The following is a 25,243-nucleotide window of genomic DNA, read 5'->3' on the forward strand; positions in this document are numbered from 1 at the left end:
GCCGGAGCAGCCCTCCTCGCCTTCCTCATCGCCACCCTCATCCCCAAGCCCCGCACCCCCCAGACCACACCCACCACCGACACCCCCACCGACACCACCGAAATCACCACAGCCAAGGTGTGACACCGGCGCTCACACACCATCCGAACGGCCGTCTCCCTCACGGGAGGCGGCCGTTCGGCATGTGCAACATCCGATCCGGATGTACTTGCGTAACTCAAGCAATTCAATTATGGTTGAGTAAGTCAAGCAAACATACGCGGCCGTGAAACCGAGGCGCAGCGTACGGAGCGGATGGAGACCGCCATGGACAACGCGCCTGTCACCCCGGCCGCACCCGGCCCGCTCGCCTCCTTCGCCCGGTTCGTGGTGTTCGGCGGCGGCGTCGGACTCCTCTCCGGCCTCGCCGTGCCGATGCTGGCCGGGCTGATGCCCTGGGTGGTCGCGAACGCGCTGATCACCATCGCCTCCACCCTGCTGTGCACCGAGCTCCACGCGCGCTTCACCTTCGGTTCGGGGCGGCGCCCCGGGTGGCGCCAGCACTGGCAGTCGGCGGGTTCGGCCACGGCCGCCTATGCCGTGACCTGCGCCGCGATATTCGTCCTGCACCTGGTGCAGTCGTCGCCGGGGATGCTCACCGAGCAGATCGTCTACCTCAGCGCCTCCGGCCTCGCCGGAATCGGCCGCTTCGTGGTCCTGCGCCTGTTCGTCTTCGCCACCGGCCGCAACCGGACCACCGCGCCGGTGGCGGCGCCGGTGAACAGCCCGGCGGGAATCCGGGAGACGAGCGGGTCGGCGTCCCCGTCCGCTCCGGCCGTGGCCCAGGTTCCCGCTCCGGTCCCGGCTCCTGCCGCGGCCACTGCCACTGCTCCGGCTCCGGTCCTCGCCCCTGTTCCGGTCCTGGTTCCGGCGCGGTCGAAGACCCCGCGGTCGGTGCGGCCGATGGTCCTGTCGCCGGCGTGACCCGGGACGGTCGGCCTTCCCCTTCGGCCGCCCCGAACAGGCCCTCAGGTCAAGGGCGTTGGCAAACGGGTGGCGAACAGGCCACACCTACCTGGGCCTCGTCGGATACGGCGACGGAAGCGACACCATCGGCACGACCGTGCTGACCGTCACTCCCTGACGGTCACCCCCGGGCCCGGGAGCCGGCCCCACCGCGTGTGCGTGCGCGGTGGGGCCGGCTCTGTCGCGCTCGGGCGTCGTGTTCCTTCCGGTGGTGCATCAGTGGGTGAGCTGCTGGTGCCCTATGACGGAGAGCAGTTCGAGCTTGCCGTGGCTTTCCGTACCGGGGCGCGCGGTCAGCACCACCAGGGTCTGGGCGCGGTTCTCGGTGAACAGGACCTGGGCGTCGACCTCGATACGGCCGAGGTCCGGATGGACGATGGTCTTGCTGTCGCCGTAGCGCTGGGCGACCTCCTGCAGGTCCCACACGCGGACGAACTCGGGGCTGTGTTCCTGGAGTTCGGCGAGGATACGGGTGGCTCGGGAGACGTCGCTGCCGGCCGTCAGCGCGACCCGCAGACGGGCCGCCTGGGCGCGGCCGTGGCGTTCGTGGTCCTCCTCGGGGTACACCAGGCGCTCGGCGGGGTCCGTGAACCAGCGGTAATAGGCGCTGCGGGCCAGGCCGGTGTGGCGGGTCTGGTCGCCGAGCAGTGCGGTGGCCAGCGGGTTCATCGCGAGGGTGTCGGCCATGTCGGTCAGCACCAGGGCCGGGGTGTCGTCGTTCAGGCGCTCCAGGACCCGCATCAGAGCCGGACTGACGTGGTCGGAGCGCTGGAAGCGGACCGGGGCGTTGTGGCCGACGAGGCCGAAGAGGTGGTCGCGTTCGTCCGGCGTCAGGCGCAGCGCCCGGGCGAGGGCGGTGGCGATCTGTACGGAGGGCTGCGGGCCGCGCTGCTGTTCCAGGCGGGCGTAGTAGTCGGTGGACATGCCGGCGAGCTGGGCGACCTCCTCGCGGCGCAGCCCCTGGGTGCGCCTGCGCGGGCCCTCGACCAGCCCGACGTCGCGGGGGCGCAGCGTCTCCCGCCGTCGGCGCAGGAACTCCGCCAGTTCTTTCCTGTCCATGCCGTCCATCGTCGCCGCTTTTCGTTTTCCCATCCAGGGATCGCCGATCCATGGATGAACCGTCCTCTCCCGCCCCTGCGGAGGCGCTCCTACGGTCGAGGCCGCGGGCGCTCACCGGCCCGCGGCGGCGAAGGAAGAGGAACACCCCATGAAGATGACCGGCAACACGATCCTGATCACCGGCGGCACCTCGGGCATCGGGCTCGGCCTGGCCCTGCGTCTGCACGAGGCCGGCAACAAGGTGATCGTCGCCGGGCGGCGCAAGGAACTGCTGGACCGGATCACGACCGAGCACCCGGGCATCGAGGCGCTCGTCCTCGACATCGCGGACCCCACGTCGATCGCCCGCGCCGCCGAAACGGTCGCGGCCAGCCATCCGGAGCTGAACGTCCTCGTCAACAACGCCGGCATCATGCTGGCGGAGAACCTCCTCGACCCGGCCTCGCTCCCGGTCGCCGAGGACCACGTCACGGTCAACCTGCTCGGCACGATCCGGATGACGTACGCCTTCCTGCCGCTGCTGGTGGACAAGGACGACGCGGTCGTCATGAACGTCAGCTCCGCGCTGGCCTTCGTGCCGCTGCCCGTCACTCCGACCTACAGCGCGACCAAGGCCGCGCTGCACTCCTTCTCCGAGAGCCTGCGCGTCCAGCTCACCGGCACCGGCGTCCAGGTGATCGAGGTGGCCCCGCCGGGCGTGCGGACGACCCTGCTGGGCCAGGAGAACGACGAGAACTCCATGCCCCTGGAGGACTTCCTCTCCGAGACCCTGGCCCTCCTGCGCGACCGGCCCGACGCCAGGGAACTCGTCGTCGAGCGGGCCAGGTTCGTGCGCGACGCGGAGGCGAACGGCACGTACGACGACGTCCTGACCATGCTGAGCGGACTCTGATCGACATGAAACCCACGGACGAAGACACTTCCGACTGGACGCCCGCGCCGTGCGCGGCGGAGCGCGGCGACGTCGCCGTCCTCATGCAGACCAGCGGGACCCCGGTCGTCCCAAACGCGTAAGCCCTCGGGATCATGGACGGCGGCACCGTCACGAGCGCCGTCCACACGGACGAACTGCGGCGCACCGCCGATGGCCGGCGCATCTCCGGGCGGGTCATACACACCGGCTGACCACAAGGCACATGCGCGTGCGCGGGCTCAGCCGAACAGCGCCACCCTCGGATGCACCGTGCCCTCGGCCTCCGGGTCGAGGACGGTGATCCGGTAGTGCTCGGTGAGGGTGTCACCGGAGTGCAGCGTGCGCTGTGTGGTCGAAAGGTCCGTGTACAGCGTGCCGGTCTGGCTTGCGAGCGGGACGGCATCCCAGCAGCCGGTCGCGGTGCGCTGCTCGACCTTGATGTCCGAGGGCTCGAGGAACGGTCCCGCGTCCGGCGACTCCACCAGGAGCTGCGGGGCGACGGTCTGGTCCGCCGAGGATTCGTTGCGATAGGTGACCGTGAACTCGTGCTTCCGGTTGTCGGCCGCGAGGGGGGCAGTGGGCAGGTCCACGAAGTCGACGGGTACGGACACTGCCGCGGCGGCCTGATGCGTGGTGGCCGCCGCAGCGGGCCCTGCGACGGCCAATCCGGCCAGTGCCACGGCGAGAGCCAGGAAAGCAACCCTGAAACGACTGTTCTTCGACGACACGCGCTGATCCTTCGGGTTCGCTCGGGTGAATGGGCGGCAGCGTAACCCGCGGCCGGAGACCGGCGGATCAGCCGAACGGCCGAGGCGGGGAGTGCGCGACACGTGGCGGCAACCGCAGGCAACTCGGCGTCGCGGAGCGAGAGATGAACTGATCCTCACCTCTCGTGGATGTTTCGTGGATACCCCCCGGTAGGGCTCCTCGGCCGCCAACTGCCGTCATAGCGGACTGATAACTTCCGCTTCACCGGCTCGGGGGAACCATCGAAGCCGGTTTCAGACCTTCACAAGTGAATCCGGACGGAATGTCTTGCGCGCTTCTCGTGAAACCTCAGGAGGAAGGCACCGCTGGCGGGTGCCGAAGAGCCGACGCGGTCGAATACTCGCGGCCGGCGCGATGTCCGTACTGGCGATGGCACTCGTCGCCCCGCTCGCGTCGGCGGCACTGACCGGCTCCGACGGGCCCGCCCCCACGCCACTGCCGGACCGGGTGACCGACACCTCCCAACTGCCGTCGGGATGGCGGCAGTCCGACGACCGTGTCGTCACCTACGACGGGGACGGCACCGGACTGCACGTACTGGTCGCCGACGCCGCGCACGCCTACAAGTGGCGCACCGCGGCCACCCTGTCCGAGCCGGGCATCGACACCGACCAGTGGATCGGGCAGAGTTGTGTGACGGCCTCGGGCGACCGCGCCGTGGTGGTCTACGCGCCCCGGCAGGCGGTCAACGACCAACTGGGCTTCCAGCAGGGCGCCTTCGCGGCCGTGGTCGACCTGGCGGACGGCACGGTGACCAAGCTGCCGCAGCTGGTCTCCCTCGCCTACTTCAACCCCGGCTGCGGCGACGGCGAACAGGCCGTGCTCTCCCGGCCGCAGGGCGAGGGCACGCAACTGCTGACCGTCGACGCGCGGCAGGGAAGTGTGACGCGTCAGCAGACCGTGCCGGGTCAGCTGACCTCGGCCGTGCCCTTCGGTACCGGCATCGCGGCGGCCACCGGTGACTCGGTGGTCTCGGTCGACCGGCAGGGCGACATCCGCACCCTGGCCCGCACGGCGGGAGCACCGTTCCGTCTGGTGCCGGACGCCGACAGCGGCCTGGCCTACCAGGTCCCGGCCGCCGGGAAGAAGGTGGAGGTCCGCCGGGTCACGGACGCCGGCTCCGACCGCCTGCTCGGCTCCGGCGCCCTCGGCGCCCTGGCCGTGCACGGCACCGGCGGCCGGGTCTTCGTGACCGGGAAGGGCGCGCAGGAGGACACCGCGGGCTCCGTCGTTCCGAAGAGCTGGCCGAAGGGCTGGAAGGTCCTCGACGTCCCGGCCTCGTCCGAGGTCTCCACCACCGGTGTTCTGGCCCTGACCAGTGTCGGCAACGGCGCCGAGGCGGCCGGCGGCAAGACCGTCACCGTGGGGCCGGCCACCGACACCGCCGAGCCGGTCGGCATCGACGCCCTGGCACCGGGCACCGGCGCGACCTTCGACTTCCGGGTGAAGCCCGAGTCGCCGCAGCAGGGAGAGGGCGCCGAACAGTCCCCGGCCCTGTCGATCAGCGGCGAGGCCCCGTCGGACGGCCTGCACACGAACAGCGTCCAGAGCCCGTCGGACGCCATGCGGTTGGACAGCGTCGACGACGGCCCCGCGCACACCACCACCGATCCGGACCGGGCCTGCGCCGTCACCCGCAACGACCCCGAACTCCAGGCGCTCCAGCCGTCCCCCGACATGGTCGAGTGGGCCACGGACCTCGCCGTGCAGGGCCGGCTCGACGTCCGCCGCCGCTCGGGATGGAACGGCACCGACCTCTCGTCGTACACCCCCCAGGGGCTGTTCCCGCCGGTCGCGCTCAAGGGCGGCGGCCGGGTGCCCGCGCAGATCATGCTCGGTGTGCTCACCCAGGAGTCCAACCTGGTGCAGGCGACCTCCCGGGCGTCCGCGGGCGAGAGCGGCAACTTCATCCAGGGCGGCTACTACGGCAACGCCGGCAGCGTCCACACCGTCGACTGGTCGGCCGTCGACTGCGGTTACGGCATCGGCCAGGTGACCAGCGGCATGGCCCGCTCGGACACCACTTACACCGCCGAGCAGCAGAAGGCGATCACCGTCGACTACGCGGCCAACATCGCGGCCAGTGTGCAGATCCTCCAGGACAAGTGGAACCAGTTGTACGCGCAGGGCATTCTCGCCAACGGCGGTGACCCGCAGTACCTGGAGAACTGGTGGTTCGCGCTGTGGGCGTACAACAGCGGCTTCAACCAGCCGGACGCCTCTGACGCCGCCGCCCCCTGGGGCCTCGGCTGGTTCAACAACCCGGCCAACGGTCTCTACCCGCCGGACCGGAAGATGTTCCTGTCGTCCGGCTACGACGACTCCCGCACCCCCAACCTGTGGTCCTACCCGGAGCGGGTCCTGGGCTGGGCGGCGTACTCCCAGCAGAAGACCGACCCGACGACCGGCACGACCGGTCCGGCCTTCACCGTCGGCACCTGGCCCACCGGCAACGCGCCGGACGCCGAGCCGCCGCACGACGCCTTCTGCGATCCCGCCGCCAACGCGTGCGACACCTCCAAGCCGCACAAGGTCGACGGTTCGAGCCAGCCCGAAGGCCCCTGCCAGCGCGACGACTTCAAGTGCTGGTGGCACCAGCCGTCGACCTGGACGGACTGCACCGCCACGTGCGGCACCGAGGTCCTGACCTACGAGGCGACCGACCCCGAGCCGAAGGCCACCTCGACCCACCCGGCGTCCTGCACCTCCTCCCTGCCGTCGAACGCGCTGATCGTGGACGACGTGCCGAACACGGTGAAGTTCCGGGTGGGCAGCACCAACCCGTGCGCCGGCGAGAGGAACTGGACCAGCCGGGGCACCCTGTCGTTCACCTTCGGCTCCGCGGAGCAGAACGGCGCGACCGTCTACCCGTCGAAGATCGACTTCCATCAACTCGGTTCGGGCTTCGGCGGCCACTTCTGGTTCACCCACACCAGGGTGCCGACCTACACCGACTCGGTCGTCACCGGCACTTGGACACCAGACCGGTCGCTCAAGGGCTGGGCACGGGTCATGGTCCACCTGCCCGACCACGAGGCCAACACCGACCAGGCGACCTACCGCGTCGACCTCGGTGACGGCACCGTCGTGGAGAAGACGATCTCCCAGGACACCGGCGGCAAGAACACCTGGGTCTCCCTGGGTTCGTACGAGTTCCACGGCACCCCGAGCGTCTCCCTGAGCTCGGACACCGCCGACGGCACCGGCGACGACTCGATCGCCTGGGACGCCCTGGCCTTCGAGCCCCTGCCCGGCAAACCCTCGGACGCCGTCACGGCGTCCCCGTCCCCGCAGAAGTAGAAGGAGAAGAAGAAGGAGAAGGAGAAGCAAACCAGCAGCAGCAGAGAACCCCCAGGTCATGGACCTGGGGGTTCTCTGCTGCCCTTCCTCAGCTCCCGTGCCCTTCCTCAGCTCCCGGTGCCGCGCGACGTGCGGTGGGGCCCCAGCTCCTGAAGGACATCGCCGAGTTGGGCGGGGCTGAGTGCGGGGTCGGGAAGCGGCGGCGAGGTCGGCGAAGGGCGCAGGCCGGCGAGGAAGAGGGCGAGGGGGCGGCGCCAGGCCTCGGGGGTCGTCGCGGTGGTCAGGGCCGGGACGGCGCGGCCGAGGGCGGCGAGCCCGAACAGGACGTCCTCGACGGTGGCGTCGGCGCGGACCGTGCCCTCGTCGCGGCCACGGCGCAGCAGGAGTTCCACCGTCTCGTGATTGTGGGCGTGCACGGCCTCCAGCGAGTCGACGCCGTCCAGGCGGGTGGTCATGAGGTCGTTGGTGCCGCGGTCGGCGGCCAGGGTGGTGAAGACGACCTGGAGGTACGCGTTCAGGCCCGCCCACGCGTCCGACGCACTCCGGGCCTGCTCCCCGGCGGTCATCGTGTCCGTCAGCAGGCCGTGGAAGACGGCGTCGATGAGGGCGGCGCGGGTGGGGAAGTGCCGATACAGCGTCGCGTTCCCCACGCCCGCCCGGCGGGCGATCACGTCCAGCGGCGCTTCGAGCCCCTGCTCGGTGAACACCTCGTGGGCCGCCGCCACCAGGAGTTCCCAGCTGCGCCGTGCGTCGCGGCGCCGTGGGGGCGTCGCACGGTGTGCGCCGACGGCCATCATCACCCTCCCTACGGGGAACTCCGGGGCCCGGCGTCACCGAGCCCGAAGTGGGGAGCACTCCCCGCCGGCGATGTTATCGTCGGAACATGAAATGGGGACCACTCCCCACTTCGGGTGTTCGGGAGGGGCAGGGCATGGGCGGAACGGCACTCGTACTCGGCGGCGGAGGCCCGGTCGGCGGCGCCTGGATGACCGGCGTGCTCGCCGGTCTCACCGACGCCGGCATCGACCTCGACCGGGCCGACGTCGTCATCGGCACCTCGGCGGGCGCGATCTTCGGCTCCCGGCTCGCGTGCGGGGAGCCGCCGCGCGAGATGTACGAGCGTCAACTCACCGGCGCCGACCGGCTGCTCATGAACGTCACCGCGGCCCAGACCCTCCGCTTCCTGTGGGCGGCACTCGGATCCCGCAACCCCGACCGCTCCGTACGCCGCCTGGGCCGCGCCGCCCTGACCGCCCGGCCCACCCCCGGCGCCGACCTGCCGGACGTCGTACGCCCCCTGCTGCGCGGGGCGTCGGACTGGCCCGCACGCGCCCTGCGGATCGCCTCGGTCGACGCCCACACCGGGCAGGTGGAGACCTTCGGCGCGGACTCGGCGCTCACGCTCGTCGAAGCGGTCGCCGCCAGCTGCGCGGTACCCCTGGTCTGGCCGCCCATCACGGCCTCCGGTCGCCGCTGGATGGACGGCGGCAGCCGCTCCACCACCAACATCCGCCTGGCCCGCGGTTATGAGCGGGTGCTGGCCGTCGCCCCGATTCCCTCCGCCGTCGGGCCGCACCCCAGCGCGCAGCAGGAGGCCGCCGAACTCGCCGCCGAGGGAGTCGCCGTCACGCTGCTGGCCCCGGACCGCGCCTCCCGCCGGGCCATGGGCCGCGACCTGACCGCCGACACCCACCGCCTGGACGCCGCCCTCGCCGGGCACGCCCAGGCCACCGCCCTCGCGGACGGCGTGGCAGGCGTATGGCACGACTCGCGGAGCGAGCGGTGACCGGACAGTCCTTGACGAGAGGCGAGGCCATGCAGGCCCCGACCCTGGATGAACTGGCCCCCGACGGCCACGACCTGGCGAGTGACCCGTATCCCGTCTACGCGGCCCTGCGCGCCGAGGGCCCCGTGCATCGCGTGCTCGTCCCGGGCAGCGGAGAGTGCTGGCTGGTCGTGACCCGCGACGCGGCGCGCGCCGCGCTGACCGACCCGCGCCTGCGCAACGACATCCGGCACTCCTCGACCTGGCGCACCGACGGCGGCCACGCCCTCGGCCGCAACATGCTCCAGAGCGATCCCCCGCAGCACACCCGGCTGCGCCGACTGGTGGCGGGCCACTTCACTCCCGCCCGGGTCGCCGCGTTGCGCCCGAGGATCGACGGCATCGCCCGCGACCTGCTCGCCGCACTGCCGCGGCGAGGGACCGCGGACCTGGTGGGCCGGTACGCGCTGCCGTTGCCCGTCACCGTGATCTGCGACCTGCTCGGTGTCCCCGCGGAGGACCGTTCCGCCTTTCACACCTGGTCGAACGAGCTGGTCATGCCCACCTCGCAGGAGGCGACAGCTTCGGCGGCCACCGCGCTGACCGGCTGTCTCACCGAGCTGATCGACCGCAAGGCCGACGCCCCGGACGGCACCCTGCTCGGCGAACTGGCCGCGGCGTCCCGCGAACCCGCGGCCGCGGCCGGCGTGGCGGCAGACGGTGCGGCGCCAGACGACGCGGCGGCAGACGACGCGGCGGCAGACGACGCGGCGGCAGACGGATCCGGCCTCACCGCCGAGGAACTCCTCGGCATGGCCTTCCTCATCCTCGTCGCAGGCCACGAGACGACGGTCAACCTGATCTCCGGAACCCTCCACAGCCTGCTCGCCCACCCGGACCAACTCGACCTGCTCCGCGCCGACCCCGCGCTGACCGGCCGCGCCGTCGAGGAGTCACTGCGCCACAACTCACCGGTCCACGCCACGGCGTTCCGCTTCGCCGCCGAGCCCCTGGACCTGGCCGGCACCCGCATCACCGCCGGCGACGCGGTCCTGGTGTCCCTCGCCGCGGCCTCCCGCGATCCGCTGCCCTTCCCCGACCCCGACCGCTTCGACATCACGCGGCGTGTGCAGGGCCACCTCGGATTCGGTCACGGACTCCACCACTGCCTCGGCGCCCCGCTGGCCCGCCTGGAAGCCGAGATCGCCCTTCGCCTGCTCCTGGCCCGGCACCCCGCTCTCGCCCTCGCCACCGAACCGTCGGCCCTCACCTGGCGGACCAGCACACTGCTGCGGGGCCTGGCCGAACTGCCGGTGCGCCTCGGCTGATCGGGCCAGGTCATCCGGCGTTCGCCGGAGCGATGTTCTTGTTGAAGCGGAGCAGGTTGTCCGGGTCCCAGGCGGCCTTGACCGCACGCAGCCGCCGATGCTTGGCCTCCGCGCCGTGGACTCCGCGGCGCCAGGCCTCCCCCAGGTCGTCGGTGAGGTTGGTGTAGCCGTTGGTCAGGGAGTGGGGGCGCATGGTCTCGCCGAGGGTCGCCGCCCACTGGTCGTACTGGGCGTCGTCGTCGGGGGCGTCCCACATGCCGACGGCCTCCCACAGCCAGGCGGCACCCGCGCGGGAGAAGGCCGTCGCGTCCTCGACAACGTCCTCGGAGATCGCGCCGCCCATGCACCAGAGGTTGATCGTGGCGGCGCCGGAGTGCGACAACGGCGCCGCGGCGGCGTTCGCCAGCAGCGTGCCGACGACCTCGGCGGAGAGCTCCGGGAGGTATCCGCCGCGCAGGTTCATGCGCCTGCCGTAGGGGGCTACGGCGTCCAGCATGCTGTTGGCCCGCGACCAGGGCATCTTCGTGACCAGGTCGGCCAGGGGCCGGCCGAGCGCGGCAAGCGGCTCGACGACCTCGTCGGCCCCGGCCGGGTCCCCGGTGTAGACGGGGACGAGGACCAGCACCGGCTTCCCGTGCGCCTCCTCGGGCAGCATCGGCAGTGCGGGCGCGGGGGCGATCGCGGCCAGCAGGCCCAGTTCACGCGGGGCGCCGGCCATGTACGCGGGCAGCTTTCCGAGGACGCCGGCGGCCTGGTCGAACGGGAAGATCAGCTGTCCCGCCACGACCTCGGGGCCGACCGGATGCGCCCGGTACTCGAAGGACGTGACGATCCCGAAGTTGCCGCCACCCCCGCGCAACGCCCAGAACAGCTCGGGGTTCTCGGCCTCGTCGGCCCGGACCCGGCGACCGTCGACGGTGACCATCCCGCAGGCCAGCAGGTTGTCGACGGTCGCGCCGTGGCGGCGCATCAGGTGGCCGATCCCGCCGCCGAGAGTCAGTCCGGCGACGCCGGTGCTGCTGACCGTGCCGGCGGGCACGGCGAGACCGTGCCGCTGCGCCGCGGCGTCCAACTCACCGAGCAGAACGCCCGGCTGGGCACGCACCACCCGGGTCTCCGGGTCGACGGTGATCGCCTTGAGTCGCGAGAGGTCGACGACCAGCGCGCCACCGGGCATCGCGTAGCCGTCCGAGCCGTGCCCGCCGCCGCGCACGGCCACCGGGATGCCGTGGGCGTGGGCGTGGGCGTGCCGCACGACCGTCACGACATCGCCCTCGTCGGCACACTGCGCGATCAGCGCCGGGCCCTGGTCGGCGGCGCGGCCCTGATACAGCGCACGCGCCGCGTCGTACCGGTCGTCGCCGGGCCGGAGCACCGTGCCACGGAAGTCGGAGGGGACGTCGGCGTGGATGCGGGGGTCGGCCGGCACGGTCATGGGGGGCCTCCTCAGGTCTGCACAGATAACCGGAAAATCAATTTCCGGTTACGTGCCGTGGAGGCACGACCGCCGCCAAGCCTCGGACACCGGCCGGGCCTTCCATCGCCACGTCTCAACCCTGCTGCGGGAGGCGGGAGTCGACGGGGACCACGACATGCTCGCCCGCGCCCTGCTCGCCTTCGCGGGCTTCGAGACGACGGACTACCTGCACAACGAGCGCGGAATCCCCACCGCACGCCTCCAGGCCACCTGGGTGGACCTGGTTCGGCGGGTGCTGGAAGGCCCTTCCGGTCATACGATGACAACTGGGCCAGCACACAGGGAGCAGGCATGATCCGTTCAGCCGACATCCGCGAGTGGCGCAACCACGACGTGGTCGACCCCAAGGGACACAAGATCGGCATGCTCGAGGCCGTCTATGTGGACACGACCACGGACGAACCGGCCGTGGCCACCGTCCGCACCGGGCTGCCCGCCCGCCGGCGACTGGTCTTCGTACCGCTCGACGAGGTGGTCCTCGGGCCGGACTACGTCAAGGTCTCCCACTCCAGGGGGGAGGTGCGGAAGGCCCCCTCGATCGGGACGGACGACGTACTGCCCGCCGAGCGGGAGGAAGCGATCTTCCAGCACTACGGCATGACGTACCGGCCGGGCGCCAACGGCGAACGTCAACTCGCGCGCCGCTGACCTCTCACCGCGGCGCCGGAGGTGGTTCGAGTTGATGGTGACCTTCCTGCTGCTCGTCCTCGTGGCCGTGGCGCTGGGCATCATCGGCGTGGCAGCGGACGGCCTGGGATACCTGCTCGTCATCGGCATCGTGGTGTTCCTGGCAGATGTGGTCTTCATCACGGTACGAGGCGTCCGACGCGGCCGAAGGCGGCCCATCCGCTGACCACGGAGCAATATCTGTGACCGTGAAGTGAGAAATCGACGCGACGCGCGATGAGTATTCCCCGGTCGGCAGACCAGGCGAAATTATCGACCGTGCACGGCCGATCGCACCATGCTACTGTCGATCTCAGTTGCAGGTGTGGTTGCCAGAAGGTTTTTTCCGACGGGCTGATCATCACGGCGACCGGAGTTCGCACACGGCGACTCCGAACACCGTCCCAAAGGAGAAACAATATGGCTACCGGCACCGTGAAGTGGTTCAACGCGGAAAAGGGCTTCGGCTTCATCGAGCAGGACGGCGGCGGCCCCGACGTCTTCGCCCACTACTCGAACATCGCCGCCCAGGGCTTCCGCGAGCTTCTGGAGGGTCAGAAGGTGTCGTTCGACATCGCGCAGGGCCAGAAGGGCCCGACGGCCGAGAACATCGTCCCCGCCTGACACTGATCAGACGCTGACTTCGCAGCTGGGGCCCGCACCTAGGGGTGCGGGCCCCAGCTCGCTGCATTCCAGGGCACCACAAGCAAATATCACGCCCGACTCCGGATATCGGATCCGATATCCAATTCCTGACCCATCTCGGCTTGGAATTCACATTCGGCCCGTTCTTGCAATTCTCTGCGCTGCTCATCTGCTGCGGGAATTCCTTGGTACGTGCCGCATCAAGGAAGGTTCCGTATGAACCGCGCCTACACGCGCACCCGCACCAATGACCGCTTCGCCCGTACCCGCACCGGAGGCACGGCCTCGGGTTCGGCTCCCAGGAAGCGCGGCAACACCGGCCGCGGCGGCCGACAGGCCGCACCGCAGGGCGAGTTCGCCCTGCCGAAGACCATCACGCCCGCCCTGCCCGCCGTCGAGGCGTTCGCCGAACTCGACATGCCGGCACGGATGCTGGCCGCACTCGGCCACGAGGGCGTGACCGTGCCGTTCCCGATCCAGGCTGCGACCCTGCCGAACTCCCTCGCCGGCCGTGACGTCCTCGGGCGTGGCCGCACCGGTTCGGGCAAGACCCTCGCCTTCGGCCTCGCGCTGCTGGCCCGTACGGCGGGTCGCGTCGCCGAGCCCCGGCAGCCGCTCGCCCTGGTCCTCGTACCGACCCGCGAGCTCGCCCAGCAGGTCACCGACGCGCTCACCCCGTACGCCCGGGCCGTGAAGCTGCGACTGACCACCGTCGTCGGCGGGATGTCGATCGGCAGGCAGGCCGGCGCGCTGCGCGCCGGAGCCGAGGTCGTCGTCGCGACGCCGGGCCGGCTCAAGGACCTCATCGACCGGGGCGACTGCCGCCTCGACCGCGTCGACATCACCGTCCTCGACGAGGCCGACCAGATGACGGACATGGGCTTCATGCCCCAGGTGACCGCCCTGCTCGACCAGGTGCGTCCCGACGGCCAGCGGATGCTCTTCTCCGCCACCCTGGACCGCAACGTGGACCTGCTGGTCCGCCGTTACCTGACCGACCCGGTGGTCCACTCCGTCGACCCGTCCCAGGGCGCCGTCACCACGATGGAGCACCACGTGCTCCACGTCCACGGCACGGACAAGCAGCAGACGACCACCGAGATCGCGGCGCGCGACGGCCGGGTCATCATGTTCCTGGACACCAAGCACGCGGTGGACCGGCTGACCAAGCACCTGCTGAACAACGGCGTCCGCGCCGGGGCCCTGCACGGCGGCAAGTCCCAGCCGCAGCGCACCCGGACCCTCGCCCAGTTCAAGGACGGGCATGTGACGGTGCTGGTGGCGACCAACGTCGCGGCCCGCGGGATCCACGTCGACAACCTCGACCTGGTCGTGAACGTGGACCCGCCCACCGACCCCAAGGACTACCTGCACCGCGGCGGTCGTACGGCCCGCGCCGGCGAGTCCGGCAGTGTCGTCACCCTGGTGACGCCCGATCAGCGTCGCGACATGACCCGGCTGATGATGTCGGCCGGCATCACCGCGACGGTGACCCCGGTGCGCTCGGGCGAGGCGGAGTTGAGCCGCATCACGGGCGCCCAGGCACCTTCCGGCGTCCCGGTGGTCATCACCGCGCCGGTCGTGGAACGCCCCCGCCGCGCCGCGTCCTCCTCCTCGTCCCGGGGTCGCCGTGGCCGCGGCGGCCAGGCGGGGCAGGGCGGCCAGGCTGGTCAGAGCCGTGGCGGACAGAACGGCCAGAGCCGAGGCGGTCAGGGCGGTCAGAGCCGTGGCGGTCAGAGCGGCCAGAGCGGCCAGAGCCGGACGACGAGTGAGGCCGGGCGCCGCACGGCGCGTCGTAGGTCCTCGTTCGACTCGGCGGCGTAGCGCTTTTGTGGGAGGGGAGCCCACCCGGCTCCCCTCCCTTCTCGTCGCCCTGTCCGCCCTGTCCGCCCTGTCCGTCATCTCGCAGGAGGCACTCTTTGACATCGGTTCAGATGCAGCGGCATCCGGCGGGTCCCGTCACCACTACGGTGGTCGACGTCGATGTGTCCGGGCCGCGGGTCTGTGACGACATGACGGTCGAGGTGGCGCTGTCGGTCATGGCCGGCGCCCGTGTCCAGTATCTGCTCGTGTGCGACGGGGACGACGAGAGCACCGGCTCGATCACCCGGGCCCAGCTCGCCCGCCTCCGGGACAGCTCCGCGTACACGGACCGGATCCGGCTGCGGGACATCCTCGGCGGCCACTCGCCCCGCCCGTTCTCCTTCCCTCTGTGAGGCATCATGCGCTGTGTCATCGCCCGCTACCCGTTCGACTTCACCAAGGTCGGGGTCCTGGACTCGATGAAGGGCGTCAAGCCCGAGCTCATCACGGGTGAGTCCGTGACCATCGGCCGCCGCCGCTACCCCGTCAAGCAGGTGGGGGAGATCCTCACCCGACAGGACCGCCGCGACTTCTCCGCCGGTGAGGTCACCCGCGCGATGGCCCGCCTCGGTTTCACCTGTCACGAGCACCCCCAGGCCGTGCCGGCGCCCGCGCCGGTCCTCAGCCCGCTCCAGACCGCCTCGGCGCTGCTCGGCAGCCCCGAGCCCCAGGAAGTGTGAGGACGGGCGAAAGCCGCCTCAATACAGCAGTGAGGGCCCTGCCGACGCTCGTCGGCAGGGCCCTCACTGCTGTGCTCAGTGGTCGGAGTAGCTGAAGTCGCCCACGGTCCAGGCGCTGACGTCCTTGATCGCGACCCGGTACATCCCGCCCGTCTCGGGGATCCCCACGGTGCCCTGCAGGATCCGGGCGAGATGGAAGTGCAGATGCGTGGGCGCTTCGCCGGGGTCGGGCCGGGGTTCCGTCCGGCCCGCGGTGAAGACGTCGGCGAACGGGCCGAGGTGGTCCGAGTCCTTGAGGACCTCCGACACCCGCTCCCGCCACACGGCTTCGGGAGCCAGTCGGCCGGTGATGACGGCACCTCCGACGACCACGGTCAGCGACATCTGATTGCTCTGCTCGGACTCCACCATGGCGGAGATGGACACGAGCAGCTCGTCAGGGTTCGGCATGAGAGCCAAGTCTATGCGGCGGACGGCCGAGGATGTGCAGGCGGCAGGATACCTGGCCCTCCAGAGGAGTGAAATCTATCTTTGCCAGGGTAGACATTGGCCGTCGCTGCGGGTAGCGTTTTTCTCGTAGACGAGATCGAAGGACGGATGGAGGAGCAAAACGCCATCAGGATCGCCCGGACCGAGCACGTTCGGCCCGGGTACCGCAAGACCCCGGATTGGAAGGTGGTCCCCGGTCACGCAGCCGCGATCCCCGCACCCCCGCCCCTCTTCCGGGCCGGGTGACGGAAGTAGAAGGTCGGCACAGCAGTAGAGCCGACAGATGGTGTTCAATTTCCTTCGGGGCCCTGGTGCCGTACGGCACTGGGGCCCCTCGACGCGTTGGTCAACGAGGTGACATGACAGCAGATACTCCGCTCAGCGGTCGTCTGGACGACGACGACTACCCCGCGTACACGATGGGCCGGGCCGCCGCGATGCTCGGCACCACGCCGGGCTTCCTGCGGGCCATCGGTGAGGCCCGTCTGATCACACCGCTCCGCTCCGAGGGCGGGCACCGCCGGTACTCCCGCTATCAGCTGCGGATCGCCGCCCGCGCCCGCGAGCTCGTCGACCGGGGCACCCCGATCGAGGCGGCCTGCCGCATCGTCATCCTCGAGGACCAGCTGGAGGAGGCCCAGCGCATCAACGCCGAGTACCGCCGGGCCGCGAGCGAGGCGGCCGGCGGTTCCCGCTCCGGGGCGGGCTGAGCCGCGTCAGGATCGTGCGCGCGCGGCCTTGACGAACGCCGTGATCAGGACGGGGTCCTTGACCCCCCGGCTCTGCTCCACACCGCTCGACACGTCGACGCCCCACGGATGCGTGGCATCGACGGCGTCCCGCACGTTGTCCGGGCTGAGGCCACCGGCGAGCAGCCACTTCTCCCCGGATCCGGCCAGCGGCCCGTCGGACCAGTCCCAGGCGACACCGGAGCCCGGCACGGGGGCATCCAGCAGCAGCATGTCCTCGCCCATGTCTCCGAAGCGCGGCACGGAGTCGCCGAACGCCGCGGCCCGGATCAGCGTCCACCCGCCCGTCGCCAGGCCGGCGTAATACCCTCGGTCCTCCGGCCCGTGCAGCTGTACGGCCCGGATTCCCGCGTCGGCGGCCACTGACCGCACCTCGTCCAGGGGCTCCTCGCGGAACACGCCGACCGTCAGCACACTCTCGGGTACGCGACGGCACAGCCGTGCGGCCGTGGCGGCGTCGATCCGGCGCGGGCTGTCGGAGAACACGAACCCGATGGCGTCGGCCCCCGCCTCGATGGCCGTGTCGACGTCCCTCTCGGTCTTCAGACCACAGATCTTGACGAACAGGGAGTTGCTCACGCTGGTGCTCCAGTGGGGCGTACGACGGGAAGCGGGTGAGACAACGTTACCGGCGTGGTCCTCCCGGCCGGCCCTCGGTTCAGGCTCCGCGCTTCCAGGACGGGTCGCGGCCCGCCAGGCCCAGGGCGCGGTCGAACAGCGGGGCGGTCGCGGGCACAGCCACCTCGGGGCCGAAGGCGCCGTAGCGTCGGGCCGTCTCGGCCCTGCCGGAGACGTCCTCGTACACCGCCGCGGCGAGTTCGTCGTCCACCGTCAGCTTCCGGCCGGTGGCCACGGCGAGGTCCCAGCCGTGCAGCAGCCACTCGCACAGCAGGATTCCGCCGACGAAGGGGGCCGGCATCGTCCGGCCGCTGCCGGTCAGGGCCGTCTCGCCGGCCCAGGCCCCCGGGTCGCTCCACACGGCGGCGGTCGCCGCCGAACGGGCGGCGTACGTCTTGGCCCAGTCCGGCTCCGCGGTGAAGTCGTACCCCTCCGCCACCTGGTCCGACGGCGGCTGCTTGAGCCCGGCGGTGTGCCCCCGTACGGCGGTCCAGAACATCAGGTGGTTCACGAGGGCGCCGACCGTCATCTCCTCGCACGGAGTGGGCCCGTCGAGGTCGCCCGGCCCGATCCCGCGCACGACGTCCACGGCGGCCGCGGAGGCCCGGGCCATCACAGGTGCCAGTTCCATGACCGCCACGCTAGGCGGTACGACGGCGACGGGTATTGAAGAAACGCGACAGCTGGAAGATGCCCAGGTCAGCGCGGAGGCAGCGCGTGGCGCAGCACCCGCCCCCACATCGACCCGTACTGACGCCCCAGCGGCCCGGTGACGTACGGCAGCCCGTACCGCGCGCAGATCTCCCGCACCCGCGGCGCGACCTCGGCGTAACGGTTGCTGGGCAGGTCGGGGAAGACGTGGTGCTCTATCTGGTGGCTGAGGTTGCCGGTGAGCACGTGGAAGAGGAAGCCGCCCTCGATGTTGGCCGAGCCCTGGATCTGGCGCTGGTACCACTGCCCGCGGCTCTCCCCCTCCAGTTGCTCCTCGGCGAAGGTCTGCACGTCACCGGGGAAATGACCGCAGAAGATGATGGTGTGGGCCCACACGTTGCGCGCGGTGTTGGCGGTGAGGTTGCCGAGCAGACAGGGCAGCGCGGACGGCCCGGCGAGAAGGGGGAAGAGGACGTAGTCCTTGGCCGCCTGCCGCACCCCCTTGCCGACCAGCCCCGCCAGATCGCCGAGGAAGGCCCGCACGCTCTTGCGGCCGGCCGTCACCGCGTCGGCCTCCAGGTCGTACACGGCGATGCCCCACTCGAAGACGGGCGCGAGCAGGGCGGCGTACAGCGGCTGGAGAAGGTGGAGGGGCCGCCAGGGCTGTTCGGGGCTCATCCGCAGGACGGTGTAGCCGAGGTCGCGGTCGAGGCCGACGACGTTGGTGTAGGTGTGGTGGAGGTGGTTGTGGGTGTGCTTCCAGGCGTCGGCGGGGGTGAGGAAGTCCCACTCCCAGGTGGTCGAGTGGATCGCCGGGTCGCCCATCCAGTCCCACTGGCCGTGCAGGACGTTGTGGCCCAGCTCCATGTTCTCCAGGATCTTGGCGCCGGTCAGCATCGCGGTACCGGCACACCATGCCGGCGGGAACAGCGAGACGGCGAGGGCGATTCGGCCACCGGTCTCCAGTCCGCGCTGGACGGCGATCACCCTGCGGATGTAGCGGGCGTCGTCCGCCCCGCGCGCCGCGACGACCTCGGACCGGATCCGGTCGAGTTCCCTGCCCAGTTCCCCGGTACGGTCGGTACGGTCGGTATGGTCAACTCGCTCGGTCGGTACGGCAGTTGCTACGGCCATGGGAGCCTCCTCGGGAGGTCCTAGACATCGAGGGCGAGGGGACCTGCGGCCGCGTTGACGCAGGTCTGGATCAACTCGCCGGGTTCACCGTGCAGTTCACCGGTCCGCAGATCGCGGACCCGCCCGTCCACGAGTGCCACCAGGCAGCCGTGGCACACACCCATACGGCAGCCGTACGGCAGCACCACCCCCGCCGCCTCACCGGTCGCCAACAGAGTGGTGGACGCGGGCGCGTCGGCCTCGACCCCGCTGCGGTCGAACCGCACCCGGCTGCCGCCCGTGTCCGGACCCGGTGCCGGTACCGCGGCCGGCCGGAAGCGCTCCGTCCGCAGCCGGTCCCCCTCACCCGCGTCGGCCCACCACCGCTCCACCTCGCCCAGCAGCCCCGCCGGCCCGCACACCCACGTCTCCCGCCGACGCCAGTCGGGACAGAGCCCGGCGATCCGCTCGGGGGTGAGCCTGCCGTCCGCGCGCGTGTACGTCAGTCGGAGCGTGAGCCACGGCAACCGGTCGGCCGACTCGGTCAGTTCGGCGTGGAAGAGACACCGCTCCGGCGTGGGCGCGCTGTGCAGGAGTACGACGTCCGGGAGGCGCGTGCCACGAGCGGCGAGGGTGCGCAGGATCCCCATGACAGGGGTGATGCCGCTGCCCGCCGTCACGAACAGGACACGCGCGGGAGGCGGCTCAGGCAGCACGAACTCCCCCTGGGCGGGGCCGAGTCGCAGCACTGTGCCGACAGCGGTCCGGTGCACGAGGTGCGGGGAGACCACGCCCTTCTCGGCCGACTTGACCGTGATGGTGACGGTCGCGCCGGGCGGTGAGGTGATCGAGTACGTACGCCAGTGCCGTACGCCGTCGATCTCGACGCCCACCGGCAGAAACTGCCCGGCCCGGTGCCCCGCCCAGCCGCGTCCCGGCCGGATCTCCAGCGTCGCGGCCTCGGGCCCCTCCGCCCGTACGGCGACGACCCGGCCGGCGGGGTGCCGTGCCGACAGCAGGGGGTCGAGCATGCCGAGGTAGTCGTCCGGGGCGAGGGGGCTGGTCAACGGGCCGGCCAGCCGGGTCACCGCCGACAGCACACTGTCCGAGGCCCGACCGCCCAGCCACGCGGCGAGCCGGCTCCCGGCGAGGGGCGGCGGCGATGAGAGCGAGAGCGACGGCACGGGCATGCGGGGCACCCTTTCCTCCTCGTGCCCCCTGCTCCGGGCGCGCCTGGGATCCTCGGGAGTCGCAGTCAGCGAAGCACACCGTGCGGCAGGGGCCCCGGCCTCGGGGAGGCTTTGCGCCAGGATCCGTGCGGGCCCTGCCAGGAGGGACGTGACGGCGGTCGGCGTACGGGCGCGGTGACCTGCGCGGGGCGGAGGTGAGAAGGAGGATGGTTCCGCGCCGGGATGGCCTGATGGCGGTGGTGCCGGTGCGGAACGGGCCGGGAATCGGCCGGTGTCAGCCGCCCATTTCCCCGAACGGGTCCGGCGCCGAGCCGGAGGCGAGCGGCGACTGAGGGGGTGTCGCGTGGCAGACGAAGCCCAGGCGGACCAGTGCCCGGGTCACTTCGCCGGCAGTGAAGTCACGGCGGTCCTGACGGGTGATCACCTCGCCGACCTGCTTGACCGGGAACACCTTGCGCCCTATGACCACGCAGGCCCCGGTGACCTCCTCCGGGGCGAGGCCATCCATCTTCGACTCCACCTCGGACTTGACGAGGTCGAAGGGGAAACGGGCGATCACACAGCGCATGGGTGCCTCACCAAGGGTCGGGCGGAGCAGGCGGGAAACGCGGGGTGCGCGCAAAAGCGCAGGGCCGGCGCATGGCCGGTCCAGGGAAAACGAACAGGGCCCGCACCCAAGGTGCGGGCCCTGTCGCAGCGCTGACTAGGCAGGAACGATGTTCTCCGCCTGCGGGCCCTTCTGGCCCTGAGTGACGTCGAACGTCACCTTCTGGCCTTCCTGCAGCTCGCGGAAGCCCTGGGTGGCGATGTTCGAGTAGTGGGCGAAGACGTCGGCGCCGCCGCCGTCCTGCTCGATGAAGCCGAAGCCCTTTTCCGCGTTGAACCACTTCACGGTACCGGTGGCCATGTCATATCTCCTGAGGCAGTGCTGGGGACCCGCACCTCGCGAATCTCCTCATCGCCGTGATGATCACCTGCCCGGAAAAACCGGCAGCAAAATGGCAACCACAACTGCAACTGAGGTTGAGCGTAGCACGGAAAGAATTCGGCAACAGGGGATGACTTCGGCGAGCCGATCACCCGGATAAACACGCCCTGGAGAGCTTCGGAGGATCTGAGAATCCTTTTCCCGGGCCCGCTCGAATTTCTTCCCCGGTCGCGCCAGTTTTCTGCCCCGGCCGCGTCAGGTTTCTTCTGCGGTCATGTCAGATATTCACTCGTCGGGCTTGTCGGGGTCGGGCTCGAACCCGGTCCCGGGCCCCTCCGCCGGGTGGCGCAGCTCCTCGTGTTCGCGCAGGGCCTCCTCCAGCTGGTCCTCGAGGCCGATGATGCGGATGGCGGCATCGATCGGGGTCCCCTGGTCGACCAGCTCACGGGCCCGGGCGGCCAGACGCAGCTGGTGGCGCGAGTAGCGGCGGTGGCCGCCGTCCGACCGCTTCGGGGATACGAGGTTCGCCTCGCCGAGGGCCCGGAGGAACCCGGGCGTGGCACCGATCAGCTCGGCGGCCCGGCCCATGGTGTACGCCGGGTAGTGGTCGTCGTCGAGCCGGTCGGCGGCCTGCGACTGGTCTTCCGAGGGCATGTACGCCTTCCCGCGGGCCGCCAGGGCGCGGCCCGCCGCATGGGGCAGTTTCCCCGTACGAGAACTCTAGTCGCCCCGGCCGAATCCCTGCTGCGGCGGACATAGATGTGCGACACCCGTCGGCCGGGTGAGCCCGGCCCGTCCCGTACCGGAACTCCCCGGCACGTCATGACCCCGCCGGGTACGGTGGACATGACCGGGGGCATGCGGCAGACCTGCGGCGAAAGAGGAACGGTGACCGACATGGGCTCGACGTCCGACCGCCCGCCCGAGGGAGACGACCTCGCCGAGGTGCGCATCATCGCGGCGGACCCCGATGTCGCCCAGCGGGTCGCGCTGCTCCTGCGCCAGGTCTTCCACTGCGACGAACCCCGCAGCTACCCCACGGGCCCGGACGGACACGGCACCCTCCTCCACCTGACGGTCGACACCGGACGCGTCGCAGACGCCTCCCCCGACCCCTCGACCTGGCTCGTCAGCAGCCGTTCCCAGGGCCGCCGCGCCCACACCGACGAGCCGGGCTGACTCGCACCGGCCCGAGCCGTACGCGCACGTCCGACGGCCGCCGCCGGGCCCCGTGGTGGACGGGGCCGGCGGCGGCCGTCTTCTGCGGCTCCGCCGCGTGGCCGCTCCCCCTCGCGGGCGCGCGCGTCGGAGCCTGGGTACCCCACATCGGATCCGCGGCGGATGCGGGAGGTCACCGCGGTGGTTTCACGACGGGGGAGGCGAAGGCGGCAGGGACCGACGGCGTACGGGCGAGGTGACGGCCGGCTGCCCTGCGGTGGCGGCGAAACGGTCCTTGCCCGGGCAACCGCCCGGGCGACTGGCTCTCGGGACGCGGGCGGCCGGTGAGCTGCCGTGCGACTTACTGTCCTGCGGAATCCTGCGGCCGACCTGCGGAATGCCGCGGCCGAGCAGCGCAAGCCTAGGTGAGCTTCCCCGGGGTGGATACCCCCGCGCACGGCCCGTGTGGCGTCGCCGGAGTGCCCCGTCCCGCCCCGCGCCTCGCCGCGAGCGCGCTCATGGCGGTCGAACCCCGCCAGCCCCCGGGCGGGGCAGTCCGCGGGAGTAGCGTGGGGACAAGAGGAACAGGCAGGTGAGCGCGATGACCGGTAGCGACCGCCCGTCGGCGCCACGGCTCCTGCCGAACGGCATCCACGAGTCCGTGCGCCCCGGGACGGCCCTCCTGAGGCTGGAGACCACGCACGAGCGCGGAGGAGTGCTCGACGGCGCGTGGTGGCCCCGTTCCCGGAACGTCGCCACCGAGCTCCCCGGCCTGATCCGCGCGCTTGCCGAACGGCTCGGGCCGATCACCCGGGTGGGGCTGGACTCCGCCGCCTGGGACGCTCTGCCGACGCGTCTGGTCGTCGACGACCGCGTGGTGCACATCGACGCGTCGGCCGTGGGCGACGACACCGTCCTGGTGAGCCGCGGCGAGGGGGACCACTTCTCCCTCCTCCTCGTCCCTCCGCACACACCGCCCGACGCGGCCCGCGCCGCGATGGCCGAGGCGGTCCGCGCCGACAACCTCAAACAGGCCGGACAGATCCTCATCGGCATCGACACCGGGCCGCCGCGCTGAGCGGCGGCCCTCGATCCGTTACGGCCTACGGGGCGTCGACCAGGTCGTGCGGCGGCACGGTCACCGTGCGGGCGCCCGGCTCACCCGCCAGGACTACCTTGCGCAGCGCGACGTTGTTGTCGGTGTTCGTCTCCTGGAGGCGCTTCTCCGGGTTGGCGATCACCTGGATGTAGTACGTGCCGTTCGGCAGGTCGGTGATGTCGAAGGACTGCCCGGGACGGTACTGGGTGTACGTGTCGCCGGAGCCGACGTCGAGGACCTCGCGCACGGAGATGGAGTTCTGCTGACCGCAGGCGGTCGACAGGTCGGTGTTGTACGGCTTCCAGTTGGCGTTCTTCACCGTGTAGTCGACGGCGTCGGTGTTGGCCAGGCAGAACGCCTCCTTGCCGCTGCGCACCTCCTTCGTCTGGTCCTCGCTCAGCAGCCGGTAGCTGGCGAAGTCCGTGAAGTGCCAGTGCTCGTGGCCGATGCGCGGGTCCCACTCCATGGTGCCGGTGGGCGTGTACCCGACCTGCTTGCCGTCGGCGTCGTAGAAGTACTGGTACGCGTCCATCACCTCCTTGCCGGGACTGCGGAACCCGTCCACGACGAGCGGAGCGGGGCCGGCGTTCCACACGTTCGCGCTGAACGCCAGGTAGTCCTTGCCCGGTACGTCCCCGTCCTCGCCGTCGGTGACGGCGATGTCCCAGGCGGGCAGCGAACGCAGGTCCGGCTTGGGCACGCTCGCCGCGACGCCGGCCCGGCCGGTGGGCCGCTTGGCGGCGGGCGTCAGCGCGGGCGCGATGCGGGAGCCGTCGGTGTGGCCGGTTCCGTCGCCCAGGTGGTGGGCCAGACCTCGGTCTTCGAGGGCGTGGGAGAGGGCGGGGGGTGTGGGTTCGTCGGCGCCGCGGGGGCCGTAGTGGGAGGCGCCGGCCGCGTGGGCGTCGTGTCCGCCGGAGTGGTGGGCCCGGGCCCCGGACGCGGACGTCTTGAGACCTGCCCCGCCGCCCTCGTCGCTGTTCTCGCGGACCGTCACCTTGATGATCGGCTGGTCGTCGGGAATGTCGAACAGGTCGCGGTACTTCTTCGCCACCGACACCTTGGCCGTGTACTCACCCGCCGGCAGGTCCACCGGCTTGTCGTAGTCGACCGTGCTGGAGTTGGACGCCCAGCCCTTCTCGGTACCCCACACCGAGCCCAGCGTCCACGGGTTGGTGGGGCAGCTCTCCGGATAGTGCGAGGTCGCGGGGGCGTCCGGACGGAGCCGTCCGGAGGCGTTGTTCGGGCAGAAGGTTCCCTCGCTCGTCGTCACCTCCTTGCCGGACGCGTCGGTGATCGACACGTTCAGGAAGCCCTGCAGCCCGGAGAAGTCCTTCACCAGCCCGGCGGGCAGGGTCTTGGTCCGTGTGCCGGTCCCGTCGCGGAGAATCTGCCGGGCGACGACCGGGTCCTTGTACGACTTCCGGGTCACCTTGAACTCCAGCGGCGCGTCGTCGACGGTGACGTACGTGCCGAGGTCGAGATAGACGCCGGAGTTCCCCTCGTAGCGGTCGAGCGTCACGGAGTTCGACGCGGCGATCAGCTTCAGCTTCGGCTTGCCGGGGACCGCTTCCGCCGCCTGTGCTCCGGTGCCGGGAACGGCTCCGGCCCCCGTGACGACGACGGCGAGCACTGCTCCGGCGGCGAGGGCGGAGCGCTGTAAGTGGCTGCGCGTGCTTCTACGACTGCTGTGCTGTTCCTGGCTGGTCATCGGTTCTCGTCTCCAGAGGTTCTCGATCGAGACTGTGAGCGCCCTGTGAGAGTTGTGAGAGCCGTGTCGGG

At 71.2% G+C, this 25,243-nt stretch carries 27 protein-coding genes and 1 pseudogene; 15 read left to right on the top strand and 13 right to left on the bottom strand.

Annotation, left to right across the window (positions count from 1 at the left end):
• Positions 1–294 precede the first annotated feature (294 nt).
• Positions 295–759 (top strand): annotated as a pseudogene (locus ADK57_RS51315) (GtrA family protein); the annotation flags it as partial.
• 462 nt (positions 760–1,221) lie between these two features.
• On the opposite strand, the gene ADK57_RS20290 reads toward ADK57_RS51315, so the two are convergent.
• Positions 1,222–2,064 (bottom strand): helix-turn-helix transcriptional regulator, encoded by an 843-nt coding sequence (locus tag ADK57_RS20290; RefSeq protein WP_053750965.1) that lies wholly within the window; start codon positions 2,062–2,064, stop codon positions 1,222–1,224.
• 148 nt (positions 2,065–2,212) lie between these two features.
• Here ADK57_RS20290 and ADK57_RS20295 point away from each other — a divergent pair, with 148 nt between their 5' ends.
• Positions 2,213–2,956: an SDR family oxidoreductase gene (locus tag ADK57_RS20295; protein WP_053750899.1), complete on the top strand. Its 744-nt coding sequence runs from the start codon at positions 2,213–2,215 to the stop codon at positions 2,954–2,956.
• 260 nt (positions 2,957–3,216) lie between these two features.
• Here ADK57_RS20295 and ADK57_RS20300 read toward each other — a convergent pair whose 3' ends face one another.
• Positions 3,217–3,705: a hypothetical protein gene (locus tag ADK57_RS20300; protein WP_053750900.1), complete on the bottom strand. Its 489-nt coding sequence runs from the start codon at positions 3,703–3,705 to the stop codon at positions 3,217–3,219.
• 352 nt (positions 3,706–4,057) lie between these two features.
• On the opposite strand from ADK57_RS20300, the gene ADK57_RS20305 reads away from it, so the two are divergent.
• Positions 4,058–7,045 (top strand): hypothetical protein, encoded by a 2,988-nt coding sequence (locus ADK57_RS20305; protein WP_234390326.1) that lies wholly within the window; start codon positions 4,058–4,060, stop codon positions 7,043–7,045.
• A gap of 107 nt (positions 7,046–7,152) precedes the next feature.
• Here ADK57_RS20305 and ADK57_RS20310 read toward each other — a convergent pair whose 3' ends face one another.
• Positions 7,153–7,839 (bottom strand): TetR/AcrR family transcriptional regulator, encoded by a 687-nt coding sequence (locus ADK57_RS20310; protein ID WP_053750966.1) that lies wholly within the window; start codon positions 7,837–7,839, stop codon positions 7,153–7,155.
• Positions 7,840–7,976: 137 nt separating this feature from the next.
• Here ADK57_RS20310 and ADK57_RS20315 point away from each other — a divergent pair, with 137 nt between their 5' ends.
• Both ADK57_RS20315 and ADK57_RS20320 read left to right on the top strand, forming a co-directional pair.
• Positions 7,977–8,831 carry a patatin-like phospholipase family protein gene (locus tag ADK57_RS20315; protein WP_053750902.1) on the top strand — a complete coding sequence of 285 codons (855 nt, stop codon included), beginning with the start codon at positions 7,977–7,979 and terminating at the stop codon, positions 8,829–8,831.
• Positions 8,832–8,860: 29 nt separating this feature from the next.
• The gene (locus ADK57_RS20320) at positions 8,861–10,138 is read left to right on the top strand and encodes a cytochrome P450 family protein (RefSeq protein WP_053750903.1); all 1,278 of its coding nucleotides are present in this window, start codon (positions 8,861–8,863) and stop codon (positions 10,136–10,138) included.
• A gap of 10 nt (positions 10,139–10,148) precedes the next feature.
• Here ADK57_RS20320 and ADK57_RS20325 read toward each other — a convergent pair whose 3' ends face one another.
• On the bottom strand, positions 10,149–11,573 hold the full coding sequence (locus tag ADK57_RS20325; protein WP_053750904.1) for an FAD-binding oxidoreductase: 1,425 nt from the start codon (positions 11,571–11,573) through the stop codon (positions 10,149–10,151).
• 52 nt (positions 11,574–11,625) lie between these two features.
• Here ADK57_RS20325 and ADK57_RS20330 point away from each other — a divergent pair, with 52 nt between their 5' ends.
• The 7 genes from ADK57_RS20330 (at position 11,626) to ADK57_RS20355 (ending at position 15,469) form a co-directional block, all read left to right on the top strand.
• Positions 11,626–11,910, top strand: coding sequence for a hypothetical protein (locus ADK57_RS20330; RefSeq protein WP_199830633.1), 285 nt, complete (start codon positions 11,626–11,628; stop codon positions 11,908–11,910).
• On the top strand, positions 11,907–12,263 hold the full coding sequence (locus ADK57_RS20335) for a PRC-barrel domain-containing protein (protein ID WP_053750905.1): 357 nt from the start codon (positions 11,907–11,909) through the stop codon (positions 12,261–12,263). Before ADK57_RS20330 ends, ADK57_RS20335 begins: the two co-directional genes overlap by 4 nt.
• Before the next feature lie 34 nt (positions 12,264–12,297).
• Complete coding sequence (locus ADK57_RS50515; RefSeq protein WP_199830634.1) at positions 12,298–12,468, top strand: hypothetical protein; 171 nt, start codon at positions 12,298–12,300, stop codon at positions 12,466–12,468.
• 233 nt (positions 12,469–12,701) lie between these two features.
• The gene (locus ADK57_RS20340; protein WP_030342329.1) at positions 12,702–12,905 is read left to right on the top strand and encodes a cold-shock protein; all 204 of its coding nucleotides are present in this window, start codon (positions 12,702–12,704) and stop codon (positions 12,903–12,905) included.
• Between the two features lie 237 nt (positions 12,906–13,142).
• A complete protein-coding gene (locus ADK57_RS20345) occupies positions 13,143–14,750 on the top strand; it encodes a DEAD/DEAH box helicase (RefSeq protein WP_053750906.1) in 1,608 nt (535 codons plus the stop codon).
• Between the two features lie 95 nt (positions 14,751–14,845).
• A complete protein-coding gene (locus tag ADK57_RS20350) occupies positions 14,846–15,142 on the top strand; it encodes a CBS domain-containing protein (RefSeq protein WP_420711874.1) in 297 nt (98 codons plus the stop codon).
• A gap of 6 nt (positions 15,143–15,148) precedes the next feature.
• Positions 15,149–15,469, top strand: a complete 321-nt coding sequence (locus ADK57_RS20355) for an SCO5918 family protein (protein ID WP_053750908.1) — start codon at positions 15,149–15,151, stop codon at positions 15,467–15,469.
• Positions 15,470–15,544: 75 nt separating this feature from the next.
• On the opposite strand, the gene ADK57_RS20360 is transcribed toward ADK57_RS20355, so the two are convergent.
• Positions 15,545–15,919, bottom strand: coding sequence for a hypothetical protein (locus ADK57_RS20360; RefSeq protein ID WP_053750909.1), 375 nt, complete (start codon positions 15,917–15,919; stop codon positions 15,545–15,547).
• 398 nt (positions 15,920–16,317) lie between these two features.
• On the opposite strand from ADK57_RS20360, the gene ADK57_RS20365 reads away from it, so the two are divergent.
• Positions 16,318–16,668 carry a MerR family transcriptional regulator gene (locus ADK57_RS20365; RefSeq protein ID WP_053750910.1) on the top strand — a complete coding sequence of 117 codons (351 nt, stop codon included), beginning with the start codon at positions 16,318–16,320 and terminating at the stop codon, positions 16,666–16,668.
• A gap of 6 nt (positions 16,669–16,674) precedes the next feature.
• Here the strand turns inward: ADK57_RS20365 and ADK57_RS20370 are convergent, their stop codons facing one another.
• The 7 genes from ADK57_RS20370 to ADK57_RS20400 form a co-directional block, all read right to left on the bottom strand.
• Positions 16,675–17,286, bottom strand: a complete 612-nt coding sequence (locus ADK57_RS20370; RefSeq protein WP_053750911.1) for a phosphoribosylanthranilate isomerase — start codon at positions 17,284–17,286, stop codon at positions 16,675–16,677.
• 79 nt (positions 17,287–17,365) lie between these two features.
• The gene (locus ADK57_RS20375; RefSeq protein ID WP_053750912.1) at positions 17,366–17,956 is read right to left on the bottom strand and encodes a TIGR03086 family metal-binding protein; all 591 of its coding nucleotides are present in this window, start codon (positions 17,954–17,956) and stop codon (positions 17,366–17,368) included.
• A gap of 68 nt (positions 17,957–18,024) precedes the next feature.
• Positions 18,025–19,110, bottom strand: a complete 1,086-nt coding sequence (locus tag ADK57_RS20380; protein ID WP_078973237.1) for a fatty acid desaturase family protein — start codon at positions 19,108–19,110, stop codon at positions 18,025–18,027.
• Positions 19,111–19,130: 20 nt separating this feature from the next.
• Positions 19,131–20,279, bottom strand: coding sequence for a ferredoxin reductase (locus tag ADK57_RS20385; protein WP_078973238.1), 1,149 nt, complete (start codon positions 20,277–20,279; stop codon positions 19,131–19,133).
• 274 nt (positions 20,280–20,553) lie between these two features.
• Positions 20,554–20,847, bottom strand: coding sequence for an SCO5918 family protein (locus tag ADK57_RS20390; protein WP_053750913.1), 294 nt, complete (start codon positions 20,845–20,847; stop codon positions 20,554–20,556).
• Between the two features lie 135 nt (positions 20,848–20,982).
• Positions 20,983–21,186, bottom strand: a complete 204-nt coding sequence (locus ADK57_RS20395; RefSeq protein ID WP_010986199.1) for a cold-shock protein — start codon at positions 21,184–21,186, stop codon at positions 20,983–20,985.
• A gap of 306 nt (positions 21,187–21,492) precedes the next feature.
• Positions 21,493–21,861, bottom strand: a complete 369-nt coding sequence (locus tag ADK57_RS20400) for a MerR family transcriptional regulator (RefSeq protein WP_053750914.1) — start codon at positions 21,859–21,861, stop codon at positions 21,493–21,495.
• A 192-nt stretch (positions 21,862–22,053) separates the two neighbouring features.
• Between ADK57_RS20400 and ADK57_RS20405 the strand changes: the two genes are divergently transcribed.
• Together ADK57_RS20405 and ADK57_RS20410 are read left to right on the top strand one after the other, a co-directional pair.
• Positions 22,054–22,386 (top strand): hypothetical protein, encoded by a 333-nt coding sequence (locus ADK57_RS20405; protein WP_324612200.1) that lies wholly within the window; start codon positions 22,054–22,056, stop codon positions 22,384–22,386.
• Between the two features lie 580 nt (positions 22,387–22,966).
• Positions 22,967–23,443, top strand: a complete 477-nt coding sequence (locus ADK57_RS20410; RefSeq protein ID WP_053750970.1) for a DUF5994 family protein — start codon at positions 22,967–22,969, stop codon at positions 23,441–23,443.
• Positions 23,444–23,468: 25 nt separating this feature from the next.
• On the opposite strand, the gene ADK57_RS20415 is transcribed toward ADK57_RS20410, so the two are convergent.
• Positions 23,469–25,172: a lysyl oxidase family protein gene (locus tag ADK57_RS20415; RefSeq protein WP_053750915.1), complete on the bottom strand. Its 1,704-nt coding sequence runs from the start codon at positions 25,170–25,172 to the stop codon at positions 23,469–23,471.
• Positions 25,173–25,243: the final 71 nt, after the last annotated feature.

The organism is Streptomyces sp. MMG1533, from assembly GCF_001279775.1.
Classification (GTDB): domain Bacteria; phylum Actinomycetota; class Actinomycetes; order Streptomycetales; family Streptomycetaceae; genus Streptomyces.

Excerpts from the sequence above, each read along its gene's own strand:
- ADK57_RS20410 (WP_053750970.1), top strand. The coding sequence starts at position 22,967 with ATGACCGGTAGCGACCGCCCGTCGGCGCCACGGCTCCTGCCGAACGGC.
- ADK57_RS20315 (WP_053750902.1), top strand. The coding sequence starts at position 7,977 with ATGGGCGGAACGGCACTCGTACTCGGCGGCGGAGGCCCGGTCGGCGGC.
- ADK57_RS20415 (WP_053750915.1), bottom strand. The coding sequence starts at position 25,172 with ATGACCAGCCAGGAACAGCACAGCAGTCGTAGAAGCACGCGCAGCCAC.
- ADK57_RS20335 (WP_053750905.1), top strand. The coding sequence starts at position 11,907 with ATGATCCGTTCAGCCGACATCCGCGAGTGGCGCAACCACGACGTGGTC.
- ADK57_RS20380 (WP_078973237.1), bottom strand. The coding sequence starts at position 19,110 with ATGGCCGTAGCAACTGCCGTACCGACCGAGCGAGTTGACCATACCGAC.
- ADK57_RS20340 (WP_030342329.1), top strand. The coding sequence starts at position 12,702 with ATGGCTACCGGCACCGTGAAGTGGTTCAACGCGGAAAAGGGCTTCGGC.
- ADK57_RS20395 (WP_010986199.1), bottom strand. The coding sequence starts at position 21,186 with ATGGCCACCGGTACCGTGAAGTGGTTCAACGCGGAAAAGGGCTTCGGC.
- ADK57_RS20390 (WP_053750913.1), bottom strand. The coding sequence starts at position 20,847 with ATGCGCTGTGTGATCGCCCGTTTCCCCTTCGACCTCGTCAAGTCCGAG.
- ADK57_RS20345 (WP_053750906.1), top strand. The coding sequence starts at position 13,143 with ATGAACCGCGCCTACACGCGCACCCGCACCAATGACCGCTTCGCCCGT.
- ADK57_RS20375 (WP_053750912.1), bottom strand. The coding sequence starts at position 17,956 with ATGGAACTGGCACCTGTGATGGCCCGGGCCTCCGCGGCCGCCGTGGAC.
- ADK57_RS20365 (WP_053750910.1), top strand. The coding sequence starts at position 16,318 with ATGACAGCAGATACTCCGCTCAGCGGTCGTCTGGACGACGACGACTAC.
- ADK57_RS50515 (WP_199830634.1), top strand. The coding sequence starts at position 12,298 with ATGGTGACCTTCCTGCTGCTCGTCCTCGTGGCCGTGGCGCTGGGCATC.
- ADK57_RS20400 (WP_053750914.1), bottom strand. The coding sequence starts at position 21,861 with ATGCCCTCGGAAGACCAGTCGCAGGCCGCCGACCGGCTCGACGACGAC.
- ADK57_RS20360 (WP_053750909.1), bottom strand. The coding sequence starts at position 15,919 with ATGCCGAACCCTGACGAGCTGCTCGTGTCCATCTCCGCCATGGTGGAG.
- ADK57_RS20310 (WP_053750966.1), bottom strand. The coding sequence starts at position 7,839 with ATGGCCGTCGGCGCACACCGTGCGACGCCCCCACGGCGCCGCGACGCA.
- ADK57_RS20325 (WP_053750904.1), bottom strand. The coding sequence starts at position 11,573 with ATGACCGTGCCGGCCGACCCCCGCATCCACGCCGACGTCCCCTCCGAC.
- ADK57_RS20295 (WP_053750899.1), top strand. The coding sequence starts at position 2,213 with ATGAAGATGACCGGCAACACGATCCTGATCACCGGCGGCACCTCGGGC.
- ADK57_RS20355 (WP_053750908.1), top strand. The coding sequence starts at position 15,149 with ATGCGCTGTGTCATCGCCCGCTACCCGTTCGACTTCACCAAGGTCGGG.
- ADK57_RS20290 (WP_053750965.1), bottom strand. The coding sequence starts at position 2,064 with ATGGACAGGAAAGAACTGGCGGAGTTCCTGCGCCGACGGCGGGAGACG.
- ADK57_RS20405 (WP_324612200.1), top strand. The coding sequence starts at position 22,054 with ATGACCGGGGGCATGCGGCAGACCTGCGGCGAAAGAGGAACGGTGACC.
- ADK57_RS20385 (WP_078973238.1), bottom strand. The coding sequence starts at position 20,279 with ATGCCCGTGCCGTCGCTCTCGCTCTCATCGCCGCCGCCCCTCGCCGGG.
- ADK57_RS20320 (WP_053750903.1), top strand. The coding sequence starts at position 8,861 with ATGCAGGCCCCGACCCTGGATGAACTGGCCCCCGACGGCCACGACCTG.